Raw genomic sequence first — 19,241 nt, forward strand, 5'->3', positions numbered from 1 at the left:
TGGTTGTGGTCCTTCAGCAGTGCTGGTCGTGCTTCAGCCCGTGACGACCAGGCCGACGACCTCGTCGTCCGAGTACCAGACGCGTACGTCCGGCTGACCCCCCGCGAACGCGGCGTGTACCGCTTGGCGCGTCTCGGGGGACGGGTTGTTGAGGTTGCGCCACTCCCCGGCCACGAACAGCCTCAGCCGCGGCGGGAGTTCCGGCGGATAGGGGAGCAGCTCGTCCCAGAACCTCTCGGCGCGGCCCGAACCCACCGCCGACGGCAGCAGGTTCGTGACCGCCCCCTTCAGGTCGGGGCGGTTGCCGATCCGCTGCGAGGCGGGCCTGCCCGGGGCGTCCTGCTGCGGCGATCCGGTGGAGCGCAGCAGCGCGCGTGCCCGGTCGGGTGTCATCGGCTGCTGGCCCGACGCCTTCAGCATGCCTTGCAGCGCGGCCAGCGCGCCGACCACGATCGGCGACGCCGACGACGTGCCGGAGAACGTGTCCGTGTACCAGGCGATCTCCTCGGCGCCGCCCTGCAGATCCCCCGGCCGGTCCCAGAAGCCGCCGGTCGACGTGGTCTCGCGGCCCCAGCCCTGCGCGTCCACGCGGGCGCCGTAGTTGGAGAACGCGAGGCGCGAGCGGTCGGGCCCGTGGTCGCGGCCGTGCGTGCCGGGCGGCGGCGCGCCCGCGCCCACCAGGACCGCGCCGGAGGAGCGGTTGGAGGAGTTGAAGGGGTTGCGCCACCAGGACGGGAAGCCGTCCGGCCTGCGCTCGTACACCGCGTCGTCCAGGGACTCGGCGCCGTTGCCCGCGGCGCCCACGACGAGGACGCCCTTGGCGGTGGCGTAGCGCACCGCGGCGTAGTCGTCGGGCCACCACTCGATGGCGATGTAGCCCTTCTGGTCGTCGCGCTGCTCGAAGTCGAACTTCGGTCCGGGCCGGTGCAGTTCGAGCAGGATGATGTCGCCGGGGTGCAGCCGGTCGGCCGCCGCGCGGATGGTGGCCGCCGTGCCGAGCGGCTGGAAGGAGGCGGTCGCGGTCACGGCCTCGGGGGCGATGCCGGTGATGCCGAGGCTGTTGCGGTCGCCGCCGATGACGCCGATCACCGCGGTGCCGTGGTTGCGCCAGGCCACGTCCTGGAGGGGGGTGCCGATGACGACGCCCGCGAGCTTGGCCGACAGGTCCTCGTGGCGCAGCTGCCAGGCGCCCTCGACGTCGATGATCGTGACGCTCTCGCCGGACCCGCCGAGCCGCTGCCAGGCCCACCGGGCGTCGATGCCCTCGGGCGCCGGGTTCAAGTAGCCCTGCCTGCTGGTGAAGTCGGGCGTGACGGGCATGCCCTCCTTGCGCCGCCGGGTCGCCTCGTCGAGGTCCCGCGGCCGGGACGGCGAGGGATCGATCGATGCGGGGACGGCCCCCGGCTTGACGTACGCCGTGTCGATGCCCGGCAGCGCCGCCATCCGCGAGCGCAGCTCCTGGGCCCGGTCGTCGCCGCCGCGCACCCGGTAGAAGAGCGCCAGATCGGGCATGTCCTCCTCGGCCTCGCCGGTGGGGGCGGCGGCCCGCAGCCGCTCCTCGTTGCCGAACAGCGGCTCCAGGGAGAGCTGTTCGTCGGTGAGGAACATGTTCAGGGCCGACACGTCGGAGCCTGACGCCGAGCGGACCTCGGCCTCCCCGGCGCGCAGCCGGGCCTCGGGCCTCGCGACGACGATCAGCTCCTGCTCGGCTCCTCGGTAGGTGAATCCCATTCCGTCGGGGCCCGGCCCACCGGCTCCGGGGTCCCGTGCCGGGTTCGCCTGCTCGGTCATCGCTCCACCGCTCCCTTCGGTCCTTCGGGTGCCGTGCTCTGCGCAGCCGCGCCTTCGGGGCACACCTTGCTACTGGCACGCCGACTCGTCCACCCCTCTTTTGCGCAACGGAGTTTGAAGAGAAGTTGAAGAGGGAACCCCGGGCAATTCGGCTGGAAGGCGATGTCACGCCCTCAACACGCCAAACACGTACGAGGTGTCAGTGGCGCGAGGGGTGACGGCGCGGCGGGCACAACGCGAGGGGGGGGCGGCACCCTAGTGGGTGCCGCCCCCCCCTCGCGTGGCGATCTACTACGTGCTCGGCCGCGTCAGTCGTCCGAGGACTCGGACGTCCCGGAATCGCCCGAATCATCACCGCTGTCGCCGCTGCCGTTGTCACTCTCAGCGCTCTCGGCGTTCTCGGCGCTCCCCGGCCCCTCCGTGGCCTCCGGCTCCCCGGCGCTCTGCTCCGTCGGGCGCTGCGAAGGCTTCGGCTTCGGCGGCCGGGTGCGGTCGCTGGGCGCATCGCGCAGGTAGGCCGCCCCTTCGCCGTCCGTGGCGTGGCCCGCGGTCTGGCCGGGGCCCGGCGGCCCGCCGCCGTCGCGGCGGCGCAGATAGCGCTCGAACTCGCGGGCGATGGCCTCGCCCGACGCCTCGGGGAGCTCGGCGGTGTCCCGGGCCTCCTCGAGGGACTGGACGTACTCGGCGACCTCGCTGTCCTCGGCGGCCAGCTGGTCCACGCCCAGCTGCCAGGCGCGCGCGTCCTCGGCCAGCTCGCCCAGCGGGATGCGCAGGTCGATGAGGTCTTCCAGGCGGTTGAGGAGCGCCAGCGTCGCCTTGGGGTTGGGCGGCTGCGAGACGTAGTGCGGGACGGCGGCCCAGAGGCTGACGGCCGGTACGCCCGCGTGCGTGCAGGCCTCCTGGAGGATGCCGACGATGCCCGTCGGGCCCTCGTACTTGGTCTCCTCCAGGTCCATCGTGCGGGCCAGGTCCGGGTCGGAGGTGACGCCGCTGACCGGCACGGGCCGGGTGTGCGGGGTGTCGCCGAGCAGCGCACCCATGATCACGACCAGTTCGACGCCCAGCTCGTGCGCGAAGCCCAGGATCTCGTTGCAGAACGAGCGCCAGCGCATCGACGGCTCGATGCCACGGACCAGGACCAGGTCACGCGGCTTGTCGCCGCCCACGCGCACCACCGAAAGGCGGGTCGTGGGCCACGTGATCCTGCGCACCCCGCCGTCGAGCCAGACGGTGGGCCGGTTGACCTGGAAGTCGTAGTAGTCCTCGGCGTCCAGCGCCGCGAACACCTCGCCCTTCCACTCCTTGTCGAGATGCGCGACCGCGGTGGAGGCGGCGTCGCCGGCGTCGTTCCAGCCCTCGAACGCGGCCACCATGACCGGGTCGACCAGCTCGGGAACCCCCTCGAGCTCGATCACCCAGGCCTCCTTCCGACGTTCCCTTGCGTACGCCCCAACCTTACGGCGTCGGCAGGGGCCCTCCGCAGCCCCCTTGCGTGGGGGAGTGACGGGAACACTGCCCAGGTCATCCGTGCGTCACTCATGGCGGAGCCACGGGCTCACAAGGTGGAGCGCAGCCACTGTTCCACGCTCGCGATGTGCACCGTCGCCCATGCCCTGGCCGCTTCGGCGTCGCGGTCGCGCAGCGCGGTGAGGATCGCGCGGTGCTCGTGGAGGGTCCGGCTGACGGCGTCCTCCTGGGTGAGCCCGCGCCAGACGCGGGCCCGGGTGGTGGGTCCCGAGAGGCCGTCGAGCAGGGAGCAGAGCACCGAGTTCCCGGAGGACTGCACGATGCCCCGGTGGAACTCCAGGTCGCAGGCGACCAGCTCCTCCACCGAAGGGCTCGCCCCCAGGGCGTCCAACTGCTGTGTCAGCGTGTCGAGTTCGGCCTCGGTGATGTGCGCGCTGGCCATCGCCGTCGCCGCGGGCTCCAGGATGCGGCGCACCGCGAGGAACTCCAGGACCGTGTCGTCGCGGTGGAAGTCGACGACGAAACTCAGGGCCTCCAGGAGGAGTTGCGGGTCCAGACTGGTGACGTAGGTGCCGTCGCCCTGGCGTACGTCGAGGATGCGGATCAGCGAGAGCGCGCGCACCGCCTCACGCAGGGAGTTGCGCGAAAGGCCCAGGTCGGCGGCGAGTTCGCTCTCCTTGGGCAGCCGGTCGCCGGGACGCAGCGCGCCGGAGACGATCATGCCCTTGATCTTCTCGATGGCCTCGTCGGTGACAGCCATGGGGACCTCGCCTCACGTGTCAAAGGTGTCGGAATAGACATCCGATGTATCAGGCGATTATGGCCCGTCGCGCAGCCGTTGCGCACCAGGGTAGGGGGATTGCCCGTGATCCTTGAGGGCTAAGATTTCCGCACGGGCCCGGCGGACCACCGGACCGGACGGCAGACGGCAGGGAGGGCGGCGACAGATGGCCCAGAAGAAGGCGGCGCACCAGCCGGACGCGGTGGCGTCGATCATCGAGGACTGGGCGCGGGAGCGGCCCGACCTCGACACCGCGCCCCTGGAGGTCCTGGCCCGCCTGCACCGCACCTTCATCCGGTACAACACCCGGCTCACCTCCGCGATCGAGCGGCACGGCCTCGCGGTCGCCGGTTTCGACGTGCTGACCGCGCTGCGCAGGGCGGGGGCGCCCTACCGGCTCACGGCGGGCCAGCTCGCCGACTCGGGCCTGGTCTCGTCGGCCGGGGTGACGCTGCGCATCGACCGCCTGGAGAAGGACGGTCTGATCGTGCGCGAGCGCGACGCGGAGGACCGCCGCGTCGTCTACTCGCGGCTCACGGACACCGGGCTCGCCAAGATCGACGAGGTGTTCGCCGAGCACCTCGACAACGAGCGCCGGATGCTCGGCGGACTCTCGCCCGCCGAGTGCCGCCAGCTGGCCCGGCTCATGTCCAAGCTGGAGCGGTCCATCACGGACTCAGACGCGCCTCAGGAAGCGGAAGCGGGCACGGGACCGGGAGCGGACACCGCGGGCTGAGCGGCCCGCGCCTGGGCCTCGGCCTCCGCCCGGTACATCCGGCGCAGCCGCACCACGCCCAGGTCGTGCTGGTAGAGGTTCTCCCGCTGGTCGGCGTCGGCGGGCATCGCCTCCAGCATCACCCGGTCCTGTTCGAGTACCTGCCAGTGGCGCTCCTCGATGAGGGTCTTGTAGAGGAAGCGCCAGGTGTCGCGCTGCCACCCCTGGACGCGGCGGTAGCGCCAGAAGAAGACGCCGGTGCGGTTCTCGTCGACCGGGCAGACCATGCCGACGATCCCGAAGGGCCCGCCGGGCCCGGCCGAGGGCGGGTACGGGATGGTCAGGTCCACCCAGTCGACGCCGGTGCGGCACAGCTCGACCCAGTCGAAGTTGACGCCCCGCTGGTCGGTCTTCTCGAAGAAGTAGCCGCGGTCCGTCTCGCGGATGCGGAACTTGGCGGTGGTGTCGCCGTCGTACATCGTGTGCGACTCGTGGTGCAGGAACGCGCCGTGCATCGGGTCGAGCAGGTTCTCCACCGCGAACCGCCAGGGGCCGTTCCACTCCGCGTAGCAGAGGATCGCGTCCACCTCGGGGTCGGTGAGCGGCTCGGGCAGGGTCAGCTCGGCCGGTTCGGGGTGCCGCTCGTCGCCGAAGTAGGCGAGGACCGCGCCGCCGATCTCGCGCACCGGCAGCGAGGTCACCAGCTTCTTGCCCTCCAGGTTGCAGCCGGGCAGACCCGGCACGGAGGAGACGGTGCCGTCGGTCTCGACCTCCACGCCGTGGTACCAGCAGGCCACCCGGTCGCCCAGGTGCTTGCCCAGGGAGAGGGGCGCGCCGCGGTGCGGACAGCGGTCGGCGAGCATCGAGAGGGTGCCGTCGGAGCGGCGGAACAGGAGCCACTGCTCGCCGAGGGCGGTGACCTTGCGCATCGCGCCGGGCGCGACGAAGGAGGAGGGTACGACGGGGTGCCACTGGTTGCGCAGGCCGGTCGCGTAGATGTGGTCGGCGGTGTCTTTCACGGCCGCGGCGGTGTCTTTCACGGACAGGGTCATCTCAGGCTCCCAGGCGGTTCATCTCGGCACGGAAGGACTCCTCGGTCCACTGGGCGCCGTCGGGCGCGTGCACCTGACGGGCGTTCAAGCCGCGTACGACATCGGTGAGTTCGTGTCCGTCCTTGGTGAAGACCTCTTCGAGGGTGGCGGCGAGCTTGGACTCGTAGGGGGTCGGCTCGTGCGTACGGGACTGGTGGACGTCCAGGTACGGCCAGGTGGTGGTCACTGTTGCCTCCGGTGGGGAATTACAGGTCGAGGACGAGTCGTCCTGACGCGCAGCGCGAGACGCAGATCATCATCGAGGCGCCTGCCGCGTGCTCGGCCTCGCTGAGCAGGAAGTCGCGGTGGTCGGGGGTGCCGTCGAGCACCCGGGTCTCGCAGCTGCCGCAGATGCCTTCCTGGCAGGAGCTGTTGACGCTCAGGCCCGCGGCCTCGGCGGCCTGGAGGATGGAGGTGTCGGCGCCGACGGTGAGGGTGCGGCCCGACGCGCGGCACTCCACCTCGAACGCGGAGTCGTCCCCGGTCCGCGCCACGACGGGCGCGGCGAACCGCTCCACGCGCAGCCGCTCGGCCGGGCAGACGGCCTCCACGGCGGCGAGCAGCGGCTCGGGCCCGCAGCAGTACACGAGGGCGTCGTCGCGAGCCCCTTCGAGTGCGGCGGCCAGATCGATGTGCCCGCACTCGTCCTGCGGTACGAGCGTCAACGCGCCGCCCAGGGAGGTGAGTTCCTCGGTGAACGCCATCGAGTCGCGGGTGCGTCCGCCGTACGCGAGACGCCAGGGGATGCCGCGCCGCGCCGCCTCGCGGGCCATCGCGAGAAGGGGGGTGATCCCGATGCCGCCCGCGACGAACACATAGGCCGGTGCCTCCTCCAGCGCGAAGTGGTTGCGCGGTTCGGACACGGTGACCGGCTGGCCGGGGCGGAGTCGCGTGTGGACGTAGCGCGAACCACCGCGCGAGGAAGGCTCGTTGAGCACGCCGACGCGGTACGTCGCCGGGTCCCGCGGATCGCCGCACAGGCTGTACTGGCGGACCTGCCCGCCCACGTGGACGTCGAGGTGCGCGCCGGGGGCCCAGGCGGGCAGCGGCTTGCCGTCCGGGTGGGCGAGCTCGACGGAGAGGACTCCCTCGGCCTCCCAGGTCATGCGGCGCACCCGCAGGTCGAGAAGGGGTTCAGAGGTCATGGCTGCGGCCTCCCTACGCGGTGGGGATCTTCACGGGCGGGGTGAAAGGGCTCTTCATCGGCCCGAGCCCGGCCAGGTCGACCTCGACGAGGGTCGGCCCTTCGGACGCGACGGCCCGGCCGATCGCGGGCCCCGCGTGCTCCTCGGCGGCGATCTTGGCGTACGCCAACCCGCAGGACCTGGCGAGGAGTTCGAAGTCGGGTGTGGCGAGGTCGACGCCGGAGCGGCGCTCGCTGTAGCGGTCCTGCATGTTGCGGAGCACGCCGTAGCCGCCGTCGTTGAAGAGGATCAGGGTCAGTCGCGGCCGTTCCTGGGCGAGGGTGAGCAGCTCGCCGAGGTGCACCGCGAGGCCGCCGTCGCCCGCCATCACCACGGCGGGCGCCCCGGGCCTGGCGAGCGCGGCGCCGATGCCCATGCCCAGGCCCTGTCCGATGCCGCCGCCGCGCGGGAAGACGTTGTCGCGCGGGTCGTACATCTCGAGCAGCCGGTTGCCCCAGCTGCTGGACGGAATGGTCACGTCGCGGGCGATCACCGCGTCGCGGGGCAGTGCGGCCCGGATGGCGTCGCAGATCGCGGCCTGCGGACCGATGGCGTCGCGCAGGTTCGCCCGTACCTCTTCGCGTACGGCGGTGATGCGGGTGTCCCAGCCGGACTCGGCCGCACCGCGCCGGGCGTACGGAAGGAGCGCCGCCAGGACGTCCGAGGCGTCACCGCACAGGGAGTGCGTCGCCGGGTACACGCGGCCGAGCGCCGCCGGGTCGATGTCGATCTGGAGGTGGGCGGCGGGCAGTTCGAGCCCGTAATCGGCGGTCTCGTTGGACCGGAAGTGCGTGCCGACCGTGAGGAGCACGTCGGCGTCGGCGAGCAGGGCGCGCCCGGCCGGGGTGGTGGCGAAGTTCCCGATGACGCGCGGGTCGTCCTCGGGGACCGTGCCGCGCCCGGAGTTGGAGGTGAGCAGCCCGGCCCCGGTGGCGTCGAGCAGCTCGGACAGCGGGGCGCCCGCGCGGACGGCGCCGCCGCCCGCCCAGATCAGGGGGCGCCTCGCGGACGCCAACAGCTCCCCGGCGGCGGCGAGTTCGGTGCCGAGCGGCGGTGTGAAGATCGGTTCGGGGAGGTCGATGGCGGCATCGGTCTGCGCCGCGTACTGGAGGTCGACCGGCCACTCCACGCTCGCGGGGCCGCCCGGCGCGGCGAGCGCCGCGCGGGCCGCCGCGCGCAGCACCCGGCCCGCGTCCGAGGCGGAGGGCACGGTGGCCGCGTACGCCGACACGGACTTCAGCATGCCCAGCTGGTCCTTGGTCTCGTGGATGAAGCCGCGCCCGCTGCCCAGGTAGGCGCTCTCCACCTGCCCCGTGACGTGCAGCACGGACGTGCCCGCGCTGAGCGCCTCGACGAGCGAGCCCGCGGCGTTGCCCGCGCCGGTGCCGGTCGAGGTGAGCGCGCAGCCGATCGAGCCGCGGGCCCTGCCGTAGGCGTCGGCGGCGTTCACGGCGCTCGCCTCGTGCCGCACGGGCACGAAGCGCAGCTCCCGGTCGACGGCCTCGACCAGTGGCAGGTTGTGCACGCTGACGATGCCGAACACCGTGTCGATGCCGAGTTCGCGCAGGACGGCGACGAGGAGATCGCCTCCGGTGTCGTAATGCATGAAGGGCTCCTCAGAGGATGCCGCGGCCGACTCCGCCGCAGACGTCGATGCTGGTTCCTGTGATGTAGGAGGCGCGCGGCGAGAGCAGGGCGACGATCGCGTACGCCACCTCGTCGGCCCGTCCGAGCCGCCCGAGCGTGATGCCCCGGTCGGCGGCGAGCCCGGCCTGCCACTCGTCGTAGCCGAGCCCGCTACCGGACGCGGCGTGCCGACGCGTCCACTGGCCGGTGTCGACGAGCCCGAGGCAGACCGAGTTGACGCGGATGCCGTCCGCGGCGAGCTCCGCCGAGAGGGACTTGGAGAGGTTGAGGATGCCCGCGCGGGCGGCGCTCGTCGTGATCAGCCGGGTCTCCGGCTGCTTGGCGAGGACCGCGTTGACGTTCACGACGGAGGCGGCGGGCGAGCGGCGCAGCCACGGCAGACCCGCGTGCACGGGATGGAGGACGCCCGCGAACTTCAGCTCCAGCTCGTCGCGCCAGTCCTCGGCACTCGACTCGGCGAAGCCCTTCATGCGGGACTGCCCCGCGTTGTTGACGAGTCCGTCGATGCCGCCGAACTCCTCGGCCGCGCGCCGCGTGAAGTCGCCTACGGCGGCGGCGTCGCGCACGTCGCACACATCCGTGAACAGGCGCTCGTGGTCGCCGATCCGCTTCAGACGCCCGGCGTCGCGCCCGCAGGTGGCGACGTTCGCGCCCTCGTCGAGCAGGGCGCGGACCGTGGCCAGGCCGACGCCCGAGCTGCCGCCGGTGACCAGGACGGTCCGGTCGGCGAGGCCCAGATCCATAACTGATGGCTCCTGTGGGTCAGTTCATGGTGAAGCCGCCGTTGACGGCGATCACCTGTCCGGTGAGATAGCGGGACTCGTCGCCGAGCAGGAAGGCGACCAGGCCGACGAGGTCATCCGCCCGCTGCGGGCGCGAGATAGCGCGCCCGAGCCGGTACAGCTCGTGCCGTTCGGCCGGGACGGACGCGGTGGCCTCGCCCTCCGTGATGCCGGGCGCGACCGCGTTGACGGTGATGCCGCGCTCGCCGAGTTCCCGTGCCATCGCCCGGGTCAGGGCGATGACGGCGCCCTTGGACGCGATGTAGTGGGCGAGCCGCGGGGATCCGTACAGGGCCGCGTCGGAGGCGATGTTGACGATGCGGCCGGTGGGACCGAACAGCGGGTGCAGCGCCTTCGTCACCAGCCACGGCCCGCGCGCGTTGACCGCCATCAGCCGGTCCCAGGCCGCGACGTCGATGTCCTGGAACTCCTCGCCGCCGACGCCGTTGGCGAGCGCCGCGTTGTTGACCAGGCCGTACAGCGGGCCCATGTCCCCCACGGAGGCGGCCAGTTCGTCGACCGAGGCGGGATCGCCCACGTCGCAGCGTACGAAGCGGGCGGCCAGGCCCTCGGCGCGCAGATCGGCGGCGGCCCGCTCGCCGCGCTCGGGGTCCACCTCGGCGACGACGACCCGGAAGCCGTCCTCGGCCGCCCGGCGGGCCATGGCGAATCCAAGCCCACGGCCCGCTCCGGTGACGACCACCGTGCGCGGATCAGTCACGGGTGACGCCGTGCATCGGCGAGTACTCGGGGTAGGACGGCACCTGCGGCTTCCGGGTGCCGATGACGACGCAGAACAGGGCGTCCGTGTCGCCCTCGTTCTTCAGGGAGCGGGTCACCCCGGCCGGGACGACGATCATGTCGCGGTAGCCGAGCGTGCGGTACTCGACCTCGTCGGCACCCCGGTGCACCCCGACGCGGACCTCGCCCTCCAGGACGAAGAAGGCCTCCTCCACGTCGTGGTGGGTGTGCGCGGGCCCCTCGGCGCCGGGCGGCAGGAGCATGTTGGAGAAGGTGAAGCCGCCGGACGGCAGGATGCGGCTGTCGCCCTCGTGGTTGCCGGTGGCGCCGGAGCCCACGTAGCGGATCTGGCCCCGGCGGTACTGCGGGCCCGCCTTCTCCTGGAAGGAGAGCGTGTCGAAGTCCGCGACGCGGGACGCCTTGGAGGCGATCAGGGAGTCGGTGTACTGGGCGAGGTCGTCGCCGTTGTCGTACGCGGTGGTGGTCAGAGGCATGGCGTGAACTCCTGCTCGGGAAGGCGGTCGGTCTCAGGAAGGTGGGCGGTCTCGGGAAGGCGGTCGGTGATGCGGAGGTGGGAGAGGACCCAGGCGTTGAAGCGCTCGGGCTGCTCCTGGTTGGCCAGGTGACCGGCGTCCTTGACGATCACGTAGGCGGTCTTGTGCAGGGCCCCGGCGAGGACCTGCGAGGCCTCGACGCCGGTGACCCGGTCCTGGTCGCCGCAGAGGACGAGGGAGGGCGCGGAGATCGCGGGCAGCTCCGTGCGCAGATCGGCGGCGGCCATCGCCTCGGCGGCGTACGCGTAGCCGGGCAGCCGCACCGAGGCGGCCATGGTGTCGACGACCCTGCGTACGAGATCGGGCGGCGCGTCCGGCGAGAGGAGCCGGGGGCCGCGCCGCTCGGCGAACTCGCGCGGCCCGAGCTCGGCCAGCTCGGCGGCCCGCCGCCGCATGCCGTCGGCCTTCGCCGGATCGGTCCCCGACCCCGCGCTGGAGTCCGCGACGACCAGCGAGTCGACGAGCTCCGGGTGGCGGGCGGCGAGCCGCAGCGCGATCACGCCGCCCCAGGAGACGCCGAGGACGTGCGCCGACGTGCCGTGGGAGCGGATCACGTCGGCTGCCGCGTCCGCGAAGCCGTCCAGGTCCAACGGGCCAGCCGGATCAGGCGACGTGGCGTATCCGGGCGCGTCCCAGGCGAGGACCCGCGCGTATCCGGAGAGCTCGGCGAGCTGCGGCGCGAACGCGGCCGACGAGGAGCCGATGCCGTGCAGGCACAGCAGCAGCGGGCCCTTCGCTCCCGCCTTCTCCAGGTGGACGCTCACAGGATCTGCCCCGTCCGCCCGGCGAGCGCCGCGAGCGAGCGCAGCACCGCGTACGGCACGACCTGGCTGGTCGCGGGGTTGTCCGGATCCGGCAGATGGGCCACCTCGAAGCGGTACGCGCCGTGCGCGCCGGACGCCTCGACGACGTGCCGCGTGTGGTGCGCGCCCGGATCGGCGACGACCTGGACCCGCACGGTGTCCAGGTCGCCGACGGCGAGGGCGACCGAGGCCGCGACGTTCGTCGACTTGGGGAACTTCACCGGAACGTCGCGCGCGGTCCCCGAAAGCACCTCGACCGGTCCGGTCGCCGTCCGCATCCGGGCGAGCAACTCCGCGTCCATCCACGGCTGTTCGAGCGTGGCGGGCAGCTTCGTGGTGGTCAGCCGCACCTCGTCGAGGGGGCCCAGGGCGCGTACGGCCTGGAGGAGGTCGAGCCCGCCGACCGCGCCGCCGGTGAAGTACACCCGCCCCGGCCCGGCCGCGAGCAGGCGCTCGGCCAGCGCCTCGTCGGTGAGCGCGCCGGTCGAGGCGATCAGCAGGTCGGTCCCGGCGGCGAGCACGCGCTCGCCCCACTCCCGTACGACGCCCTGGCCCGCCGCCTCCACGATCAGATCGCAGCGCTCCAGCGCCTCGTCGAAGGAGAGCTGCGGCGCGGGCGCCGCCTCGCCGAGCGGGCGGTTGTCGACCACGCACACCAACTCGGCGCCGGGGACGCGGTGTTCGGTGAGCGCGGTGCCGACGACGCGGCCGATGGCGCCCCAGCCGACGAGTCCGACCTTCCTGATGGCGTTCACGCCCGTGCCCCTTCCGGCGAACCGGCCATGTGACAGCGGATCTTCTCGGACGGCGGGCCCGCCGTGCCCCACAGGTCGGACAGCTCGGGCACCCGCCGCCACACCTTGGCGATCCAGCGGTCCTCGACGACCTGCGCCACCTCGGAGGTGTACTCGCACACGAGACCGGTCGGATCGGTGAAGTAGGAGAAGGTGTTGTTGCCGGGGCCGTGCCGTCCAGGACCCCACTGCGGGACGACCCCGTGGTGGCGCAGGCGGCCCAGGCCCCGCATGAAGTGGTCGACCGAACTCATCTCGTACGCCACGTGGTTGAGGGAGACCCACTCGGCCTGGTTGAACGCGACGCAGTGGTGGTCGGCGTTGCAGCGCAGGAACGCCATCTGGTGCTCGGACCAGTCGGAGACCCGCAGGCCGAGGACGTCGGTGTAGAAGGCGACAGAGGCGTCGATGTCGGTGGTGTTCAGGACGGCGTGCGTGACGCCGACGGGCACGGCGGCGGCGCGGCCGCGCGGGGCGACGGCCCAGGTCTGCGCGGAGAGTTCGATCAGGCGGCCCTCGTGGTCGGTGAAGCGAAGGCCGTAGCCGCCGCCGACCTGGTCGAGCGGGCCAGGACCCGCCACCGGGGTGATGCCGCGCGCTTCGAGCCGCCGCGCGGCCTCGTCGATCTCCGCCGGGGTGGCGACGGAGAAGGTGAGACGGCCGAGGCCCGTCCGCTCCGAGCGGGTGAGCTGGAGGGCGTGGTGCTCCTCGCCGGTGCCGCGCAGCCAGCTCGCGCTGTGCTCGGACTCGACGACCTCAAGGCCCCAGGCGTCCTCGTAGAAGTCGGTGGCCTGGGCGAAGGAGGGGGTGAGCAGCTCGACGGAGCGCAGGGCGCGCAGCCGGGCTATCGGGGGATGGGACATCAAGTACTCCGGGGGTGTGGTCAGTTGGCCCAGGGCAGCGGGGTCTCGGCGGTGCCCCAGTACAGGGACTTCTGGCGCTGGTGGGAGCGGATGCCGTCGCGGCCCTTCTCGCGGCCGAGGCCGCTGTCCTTCATGCCGCCGAAGGGGGTGGAGATGCTGAACTGCTTGTAGGTGTTGATCCAGACGGTGCCCGCCTCGACCCGGCGCGCGATCCGCCACGCGGCGCGGTGGTCGCGGGTCCAGATCCCGCAGGCCAGGCCGTAGACGGAGTCGTTGGCCTGCGCGACGAGGTCCTCCTCGTCGTCGAAGGGCAGGGCGACGAGGACCGGGCCGAAGATCTCCTCCTGGCAGGTGCGCGCGGAGTTCGGCAGCCCTTCGAGGACCGTGGGCAGGTAGTACGCCCCGTCCCGGTACTCCGCGCCGTCGGGCACGGCGCCGCCGCACAGGATCCGCGCGCCCTCCTCGCGCGCCAGGTCGACGCGCGCGGCCACCGCGTCCCGGTGCTCGTGGTGCACCAGCGGCGCCACCTGGGTGTCGGGGTCGGTGCCGGGGCCGACCCGCAACGCGCTGGTGCGCTCGACCAGTTGACCGACGAACTCCGCGTACAGCTCGCGTGCCACGAAGAGCCGCGAGCCCGCGACGCAGGACTGTCCGCTGGAGGAGAACACCCCGAACATCACCCCGGCCAGGGCCTGTTCGACGTCGGCGTCGGCGAGGACGACCGTCGGCGACTTGCCGCCGAGCTCCAGGGAGAGCGGCATCAGCTTCTCGGCGGCCGCGTGCGCGATCGTCCGCCCGGTCGCCGTGCCGCCGGTGAAGGTGACCTTGCCGACCCGCGGATCGCGCACGATCGCGTCGCCGACGGTGCTGCCGCGCCCGGGAAGTACGGACAACAGGGCGGCGGGCAGGCCGAGTTCGTCCAGTGCCCGGCCGATCAGGCGGCCGAGCGCGAGGGAGACGAGCGGGGTCCACTCGGCGGGCTTGAGCAGCACCGCGTTGCCGCCCGCGAGCGCGGGGGCGAGCTTCTGCGCGTCGCTGGCGACGGGGGAGTTCCAGGGGTTGATCGCGCCGACCACGCCGATCGGCTCGTACGCGCTCATCGTGACGTAGTCGCCGCGCGCGGGCGTGATCGACTCCTCGGCGGTCTCCAGGGCGGCCGCTGTGTAGCGGAACGTGCCCGCGGCGCTGGCCACCAGGGCGCGGGTCTCGGTGAGCGTCTTGCCGGTGTCGGCGGTCTGCAGCGCGGCGAGGTCCTCGGCCGATGCGTCGATCAACCGGCCGACGCGGTGCAGGAGTTCGGCGCGCCGGTGCGGCGGCAGATCCCGCCAGCGCGGGTCGGCCGCGGCGCGGACCGCGGCCTCGGCCGCCTCCGCGACCTCTTCGACGGTGACCGCGTGCACGGTGGTGAGCACGTGCCCGGTGGCCGGGTCGACGGTCCGGACGGGGGCGCCCGCGCCGCGTCGCCACCGGCCCGCGATGCGTGCCTCGTCGGCCGGGATGCGGGGCATGAGGAGCCTCCTGACGGAGCGGGGTCCAAGGGACCCGGGGAGGGGCGAGCGGCTGGCGCGCTCATGGCGGAGCAACGGGTGCGCTCATGGCGGAGCGACTGGCGCGCTCTCGCCATTTGAGTAAGTGCTAGAAATCTAAGGGCTTAAATATCTGCGACGCAAGACCCGGCCGCCGGTTCTTTCCGCGCTCAGACCCTTGACGCCATCCGGTCGACGGGCGGTACAACTTAAGCGCTTAGAAACTTTGCGCTAACTCGCCCCCGGTCTCGGGACGTCGAGACCCCGCTCCCGTCCCCTCATCGCCGCGGAGTACCTGCATGACGCTCAACGCTTCAGACGCCTCGCCGAACCACGCCGTCCCGGCCGCGCGCGCCGCGATCGCCGCCCGCTTCGAACGGCTGCCGCTGTGCCGCTGGCACGTCACCGTCCGCCTCATCGTCGGCGCCGTCACCTTCTTCGAGGCCTTCGACCAGCTCCTGATCGCCTACGCCCTGCCCGAGCTGCGCCACGAGTTCCACCTCAGCACCTCGGGGGCCACCCTGCTGCTGACCATGGGCTCGATCGGCATGCTGATCGGCGCCCTGCTCTCCGGGCGGCTCGCCGACCGCGTCGGCCGGGTCAAGGTGATCGCGATCTGCGTCGCGGTCTCCAGCGCCGCGAACCTCGCCCTGGCCGCGGCCCCGTCCCTGGACCTCTTCATGGGCCTGCGCTTCGTCCAGGGCCTGGCCATCGGCGGCGAGGTCCCGGTGGCCGCCACCTTCATCGCCGAGATCACCCGCAGCCACCGGCGCGGCCGCTTCGTGCTCCTGTACGAACTGGTCTTCCCGGCGGGACTCACCGTCGGCGCCCTCGTCGCCGCCTGGGTGGTGCCGATGCTCGGCTGGCGCTGGATGTACGCCATCGCCGCACTGCCGGGGCTGCTCTGCATCCTCGTACAGCGCAAGGTCCCCGAGTCGCCGCGCTGGCTCGCCGACCACGGCAGGACGGCCGAGGCCGCCGAGGTGATGACCGGCATCGAGAGGGAGGTCGAGCGCATCACGGGGAAGCCGCTGCCGCCGGTGCCCGACGCGGTGCCCGAGCCGGTGCCGACCGCCAACGCCAGCGCCAACGCCAAGGCCACCGACACCAGCGGCCTGCGCGGCCTGTTCACCGGCCGCTACCGCCGCCGCACCCTCGTCATCGGCGTCCTCTGGTTCACCGGCTACTTCGTCAACTACGGCATCACGTCCTGGCTGCCGACGATCTACCAGAACCGTTACGACCTGTCCCTCTCGGACGCGCTCCTCTACTCCACCGTCACGTCCTGCGCGGGCCTGCTCGGCTGTCTCGTCGCCGCGCTCACCGTCGACACGGCCGGGCGCAGGCGCGTGATCACCGGCTGTCTCGGCGGGGCCGCGGCGATGCTGCTCGTCCTCGCGTTCCTCGGCGCCCGCACCCCGGTCGAGGTGCTGATCTGGACCTCGCTCGCCGCGGTCTTCTTCTTCGGCTCCAACATCTGCCTGTACCTGTACACGCCCGAGCTGTTCCCCACCCGCATGCGGGCGCTCGGCAGCAGCGTGGGCGGCGCGATGAACCGGCTCGGCGTGATCCTCGGCCCGATCGTGGTGGGCGCGGTCTACGCCGACGGCAGCGTCTCGACCGTGTTCGTGATGCTGGGCGCGGTGGCCGTCGTGGGCGCCGTCGTCGCGGCGCTCGGCGCGGAGGAGACGGCGGGACGGCGCCTGGAGGAGGTGTCCCCGTAGGACCGGCGACACCTCAGCGGCGGTCAGCCGAAGCGTTCGATCCTGATCCGGTCGACCGGCTGGCCGCCCGCCACAAGCAGCCGCGACGCGTGCTCCGCGAACCCGTTGGAGCCGCAGACGTACGCCTCCCAGCCGCCCTCGGGCTGCCCTTCCGCGCCCAGGAAGGGCGCCAGATGGGCGGCGTTCAGGCGGCCCTCGGCGCGGGTCAGGACGGCCGTGGTCTCCTCGGCGTACTCGGCCGCGTAGATCAGGTCCTGCCGGGTGCGCGCCGAGACGACCAGGCGCAGCGGCAGGTCGAGCCCGGCGGCCCGGTGGTGGCGGACCATCGACATCAGCGGCACCACGCCGGAGCCCGCGCCGAGCAGCAGCGCGGGCCGGTCGCCCGGCCAGGCGAAGAACCCGGAGAGCGGCCCGCGCACCTCGACCGTGTCGCCGACGCGGGCGACGGTGTGCAGGTGTCCGGAGACCTCGCCGCCCGGCACGTGGTCCAGGGTCAGCTCGATCTCCCCGCTGCCGTCGGGCGCGGACGCGATCGAGTAGTGCCGCTGGGCGACGTACCCGTCCTCGGCGGTGAGCCGCAGCATCAGGTGCTGGCCCGGCAGGTGGCCCTGCCACTCGGGCACCTTGAGGCGGAACGTCGAGACGGCGGGGGTCTCCCGGCGGATCTCCAGGACGGTCGCGCGCTGCCAGGTGGCGGCGGCGCGGTTGCTGACCGCGATGCGGCCGGGGACGGCGAACCGGCTCGGCGGCACGAAGCCCCCCGGGGTTCGAAGGGTGTCAGTCACCGGAGTAGCGCTCCTCCGCCCACGGGTCGCCCCGGTGGTGATAGCCGTTCTGTTCCCAGAAGCCGGGCTCGTCGTGGTCCAGGAGGCGCAGCCCCGCGACCCACTTGGCGCTCTTCCAGAAGTACAGGTGCGGGACGATGAGGCGGGCGGGCCCGCCGTGCTCGGCGGGCAGCGGCCCCTCCTCGTACTCCCACACGATCCACGCCTTGCCGCCCGTCACATCGGCGAGCGGCAGGTTCGTGGTGTAGCCGGTGTGGGAGTACGCGACCACGTGCGTGGCGCCGGGCAGCGGGCCCGCGGCGGCCAGGAACGAGTCCAGGCTCGCCCCGCCGAAGCGCACCCCGAACTTGGACCAGCTGGTCACGCAGTGGATGTCGCCCCGGTACTCGGACGCGGGCAGCGCGTGCGCCTCGTCCCAGGTCCAGGTGCGCGGCGAAGCGACGAGGCCGTCGACGCGGAACGTCCAGTCGGCGGCGGCCAGTTCGGGCGTCACCTCGGCGGACAGCACGGGCCAGCCGTCGCGCGCGTCGTACTGCCCCGGCGGCAGCCGCGGGTCTCGGTCCGCCGCGCGGGCGCGCCCCGTGAAGCCGCGGGTCGGCGCGAAGTCGGTGTCGGGGCTCATGCCGTGCTCGCCTCCGCCTCGGCGGCCGCCGCGACGGCCAGGTCCCGCAGCACCGCGGCCTCGTCCAGCGTGCGCAGCGCGCGGTCGCGCATCAGGACGCGCCCCTCGACGACGGTGTCCCGGACGTCGGAGGCCGCCGCCGCGTACGCGAGCGTCGACCACGGGTCGTGCCGGGGCAGCAGATGCGGCCGGTCCAGGTCGAGCACGATCAGGTCGGCGCGCTTGCCCGCCTCGAGGGAGCCGAGCTGGTCGCCGAGGCCGAGGGCCCGCGCCGACTCGACGGTCGCCATCCGCACGGCCTGCTCGGCGCCGACCGCCGTCGGGTCGCCGCCCGCCTTGTGCACCAGGGCGGCGATCTTCACCGCGCCGAGCAGATCGAGGGTGTTGGAGGACACCGCGCCGTCCGTGCCGAGGCCGACCGTGACGCCCGCGTCCAGGAGCTCGGGCACGCGGGCGATGCCGCAGCCCAGCTTGAGGTTGGAGACCGGGCAGTGCGCGACCGGCGTGCCGGTGCGGGCCAGGGTCGCGATCTCGGCGTCCGTGAGGTCGACGGCGTGCGCGAGCAGAGTGTCGGGCCCGAGCACGCCGAGCGAGTCGAGCAGCTCCACGGGGCGCATGCCGTGCTGCGCGACGACGGTCTCGACCTCGGCCGCGTTCTCGGAGGCGTGGATGTGGAGCAGCGCGCCGTGCTCCCTGGCGAGCGCGGCGATCTCGGTGAGCTGCGCGGGATTCAGGGTGTACGCGGAGTGCGCGCAGAGGACCGGGCGGGTGCCGGGCGCGGGGACGTACGCCTTGAGGTGCCCGGCCGCCCACTCCATGCGCTCGGCGTAGGGCCTGCCGTCCGGCGGGCCCGGCACGTCCATGAAGGTGGGCCCGGTGAGGAGCCGCCACCCGGCCTCGCGGGCCGCGGCCTCGGCGGCCTCGTGGAACCAGAACATGTCGAGCGCGGTGGTCACACCGCCGCGCAGGGACTCGGCGACCGCGGCCCGCATGCCGGTCGCCACCGTCTCCGGAGAGAGGATCGCGGCCTCGCGCGGCACGACCCGCTCCAGGAAGCCCTGGAGCGTGACGTCGTCGGCGATGCCGCGCATCAGGTTCATCGCGAGGTGCGTGTGCGTGTTGATCAGGCCCGGCAGGACGAGGCAGCCGCGCGCGTCGATCTCCTCGGCCGCCTCGTAGGCCGCGCGCAGCCGGTCGGCGGGCCCCACCTCGACGATCCGGCCCGCGCGGACGGCGACGGCGCCGTCCGGCACGACGGTGCCCGCGTCGTCGACGGTCAGGACGTCGCCGCCGTGCACGAGGAGGTCCATGGAGCCGCCCCGGTCCTGGGCCGGCAGGTCAGTGGCGTACATCGGATCCGTTCTCGGGGTC

The 19,241-nt window shown here is 73.0% G+C and carries 19 protein-coding genes; 2 read left to right on the forward strand and 17 right to left on the reverse strand.

Going from position 1 to position 19,241, the window contains the following annotated elements:
* Positions 1-33: 33 nt before the first annotated feature.
* The 3 genes from CP970_RS35110 to CP970_RS35120 all read right to left on the reverse strand — a co-directional run bounded on the left by CP970_RS35110 (position 34) and on the right by CP970_RS35120 (position 4,018).
* Positions 34-1,791, reverse strand: coding sequence for a S8 family peptidase (locus CP970_RS35110; RefSeq protein WP_055544520.1), 1,758 nt, complete (start codon positions 1,789-1,791; stop codon positions 34-36).
* Positions 1,792-2,099: 308 nt separating this feature from the next.
* Entirely contained in the window at positions 2,100-3,206 is a 1,107-nt protein-coding gene (locus CP970_RS35115; protein WP_079043228.1) for a PAC2 family protein, read from the reverse strand.
* 140 nt (positions 3,207-3,346) lie between these two features.
* Positions 3,347-4,018: a FadR/GntR family transcriptional regulator gene (locus CP970_RS35120; RefSeq protein WP_055544519.1), complete on the reverse strand. Its 672-nt coding sequence runs from the start codon at positions 4,016-4,018 to the stop codon at positions 3,347-3,349.
* Positions 4,019-4,205: 187 nt separating this feature from the next.
* Between CP970_RS35120 and CP970_RS35125 the strand changes: the two genes are divergently transcribed.
* A complete protein-coding gene (locus CP970_RS35125; RefSeq protein ID WP_055544518.1) occupies positions 4,206-4,775 on the forward strand; it encodes a MarR family winged helix-turn-helix transcriptional regulator in 570 nt (189 codons plus the stop codon).
* Here CP970_RS35125 and CP970_RS35130 read toward each other — a convergent pair.
* Genes CP970_RS35130 through CP970_RS35180 form a run of 11 tightly spaced genes read right to left on the reverse strand, consistent with a single transcriptional unit; the run spans position 4,727 to position 14,721 of the window.
* Positions 4,727-5,806: an aromatic ring-hydroxylating oxygenase subunit alpha gene (locus tag CP970_RS35130; RefSeq protein WP_055544517.1), complete on the reverse strand. Its 1,080-nt coding sequence runs from the start codon at positions 5,804-5,806 to the stop codon at positions 4,727-4,729. The genes CP970_RS35125 and CP970_RS35130 overlap by 49 nt on opposite strands.
* A 1-nt stretch (position 5,807) precedes the next feature.
* Positions 5,808-6,032: a recombinase-like helix-turn-helix domain-containing protein gene (locus CP970_RS35135; protein WP_055544516.1), complete on the reverse strand. Its 225-nt coding sequence runs from the start codon at positions 6,030-6,032 to the stop codon at positions 5,808-5,810.
* Positions 6,033-6,051: 19 nt separating this feature from the next.
* Positions 6,052-6,990, reverse strand: a complete 939-nt coding sequence (locus CP970_RS35140; RefSeq protein ID WP_055544515.1) for a PDR/VanB family oxidoreductase — start codon at positions 6,988-6,990, stop codon at positions 6,052-6,054.
* Between the two features lie 13 nt (positions 6,991-7,003).
* Positions 7,004-8,635: a thiamine pyrophosphate-binding protein gene (locus CP970_RS35145; protein ID WP_055544514.1), complete on the reverse strand. Its 1,632-nt coding sequence runs from the start codon at positions 8,633-8,635 to the stop codon at positions 7,004-7,006.
* A 10-nt stretch (positions 8,636-8,645) separates the two neighbouring features.
* Positions 8,646-9,419 carry an SDR family oxidoreductase gene (locus tag CP970_RS35150; protein ID WP_055544513.1) on the reverse strand — a complete coding sequence of 258 codons (774 nt, stop codon included), beginning with the start codon at positions 9,417-9,419 and terminating at the stop codon, positions 8,646-8,648.
* Between the two features lie 19 nt (positions 9,420-9,438).
* Positions 9,439-10,179, reverse strand: a complete 741-nt coding sequence (locus tag CP970_RS35155) for an SDR family oxidoreductase (RefSeq protein WP_055544512.1) — start codon at positions 10,177-10,179, stop codon at positions 9,439-9,441.
* A complete protein-coding gene (locus CP970_RS35160; RefSeq protein ID WP_055544511.1) occupies positions 10,172-10,693 on the reverse strand; it encodes a cupin domain-containing protein in 522 nt (173 codons plus the stop codon). The genes CP970_RS35155 and CP970_RS35160 overlap by 8 nt, the downstream gene beginning before the upstream one ends.
* Complete coding sequence (locus CP970_RS35165; RefSeq protein ID WP_055544510.1) at positions 10,684-11,517, reverse strand: alpha/beta fold hydrolase; 834 nt, start codon at positions 11,515-11,517, stop codon at positions 10,684-10,686. The genes CP970_RS35160 and CP970_RS35165 overlap by 10 nt, the downstream gene beginning before the upstream one ends.
* Positions 11,514-12,311 (reverse strand): aspartate dehydrogenase domain-containing protein, encoded by a 798-nt coding sequence (locus CP970_RS35170; protein WP_079043227.1) that lies wholly within the window; start codon positions 12,309-12,311, stop codon positions 11,514-11,516. Before CP970_RS35170 ends, CP970_RS35165 begins: the two co-directional genes overlap by 4 nt.
* Complete coding sequence (locus CP970_RS35175) at positions 12,308-13,213, reverse strand: VOC family protein (RefSeq protein WP_055544509.1); 906 nt, start codon at positions 13,211-13,213, stop codon at positions 12,308-12,310. Before CP970_RS35175 ends, CP970_RS35170 begins: the two co-directional genes overlap by 4 nt.
* A 20-nt stretch (positions 13,214-13,233) precedes the next feature.
* Positions 13,234-14,721: an aldehyde dehydrogenase gene (locus CP970_RS35180; protein ID WP_055544508.1), complete on the reverse strand. Its 1,488-nt coding sequence runs from the start codon at positions 14,719-14,721 to the stop codon at positions 13,234-13,236.
* 317 nt (positions 14,722-15,038) lie between these two features.
* Here CP970_RS35180 and CP970_RS35185 point away from each other — a divergent pair, with 317 nt between their 5' ends.
* Entirely contained in the window at positions 15,039-16,463 is a 1,425-nt protein-coding gene (locus CP970_RS35185; RefSeq protein WP_055544507.1) for an MFS transporter, read from the forward strand.
* A gap of 23 nt (positions 16,464-16,486) precedes the next feature.
* Here CP970_RS35185 and CP970_RS35190 read toward each other — a convergent pair whose 3' ends face one another.
* From CP970_RS35190 to CP970_RS35200, 3 genes are read right to left on the reverse strand one after another with little or no spacing between them, the layout of a single operon-like run.
* Positions 16,487-17,248 carry a ferredoxin reductase gene (locus CP970_RS35190; protein WP_150494393.1) on the reverse strand — a complete coding sequence of 254 codons (762 nt, stop codon included), beginning with the start codon at positions 17,246-17,248 and terminating at the stop codon, positions 16,487-16,489.
* Complete coding sequence (locus CP970_RS35195; protein ID WP_055544744.1) at positions 17,241-17,870, reverse strand: sulfite oxidase-like oxidoreductase; 630 nt, start codon at positions 17,868-17,870, stop codon at positions 17,241-17,243. The genes CP970_RS35190 and CP970_RS35195 overlap by 8 nt, the downstream gene beginning before the upstream one ends.
* Positions 17,867-19,222: an amidohydrolase gene (locus tag CP970_RS35200; protein ID WP_055544743.1), complete on the reverse strand. Its 1,356-nt coding sequence runs from the start codon at positions 19,220-19,222 to the stop codon at positions 17,867-17,869. The genes CP970_RS35195 and CP970_RS35200 overlap by 4 nt, the downstream gene beginning before the upstream one ends.
* Between the last annotated feature and the right edge of the window lie 19 nt (positions 19,223-19,241).

Origin of the sequence: Streptomyces kanamyceticus, from assembly GCF_008704495.1 — a bacterium.
In the GTDB taxonomy this organism is placed as follows: Bacteria; Actinomycetota; Actinomycetes; order Streptomycetales; family Streptomycetaceae; genus Streptomyces; species Streptomyces kanamyceticus.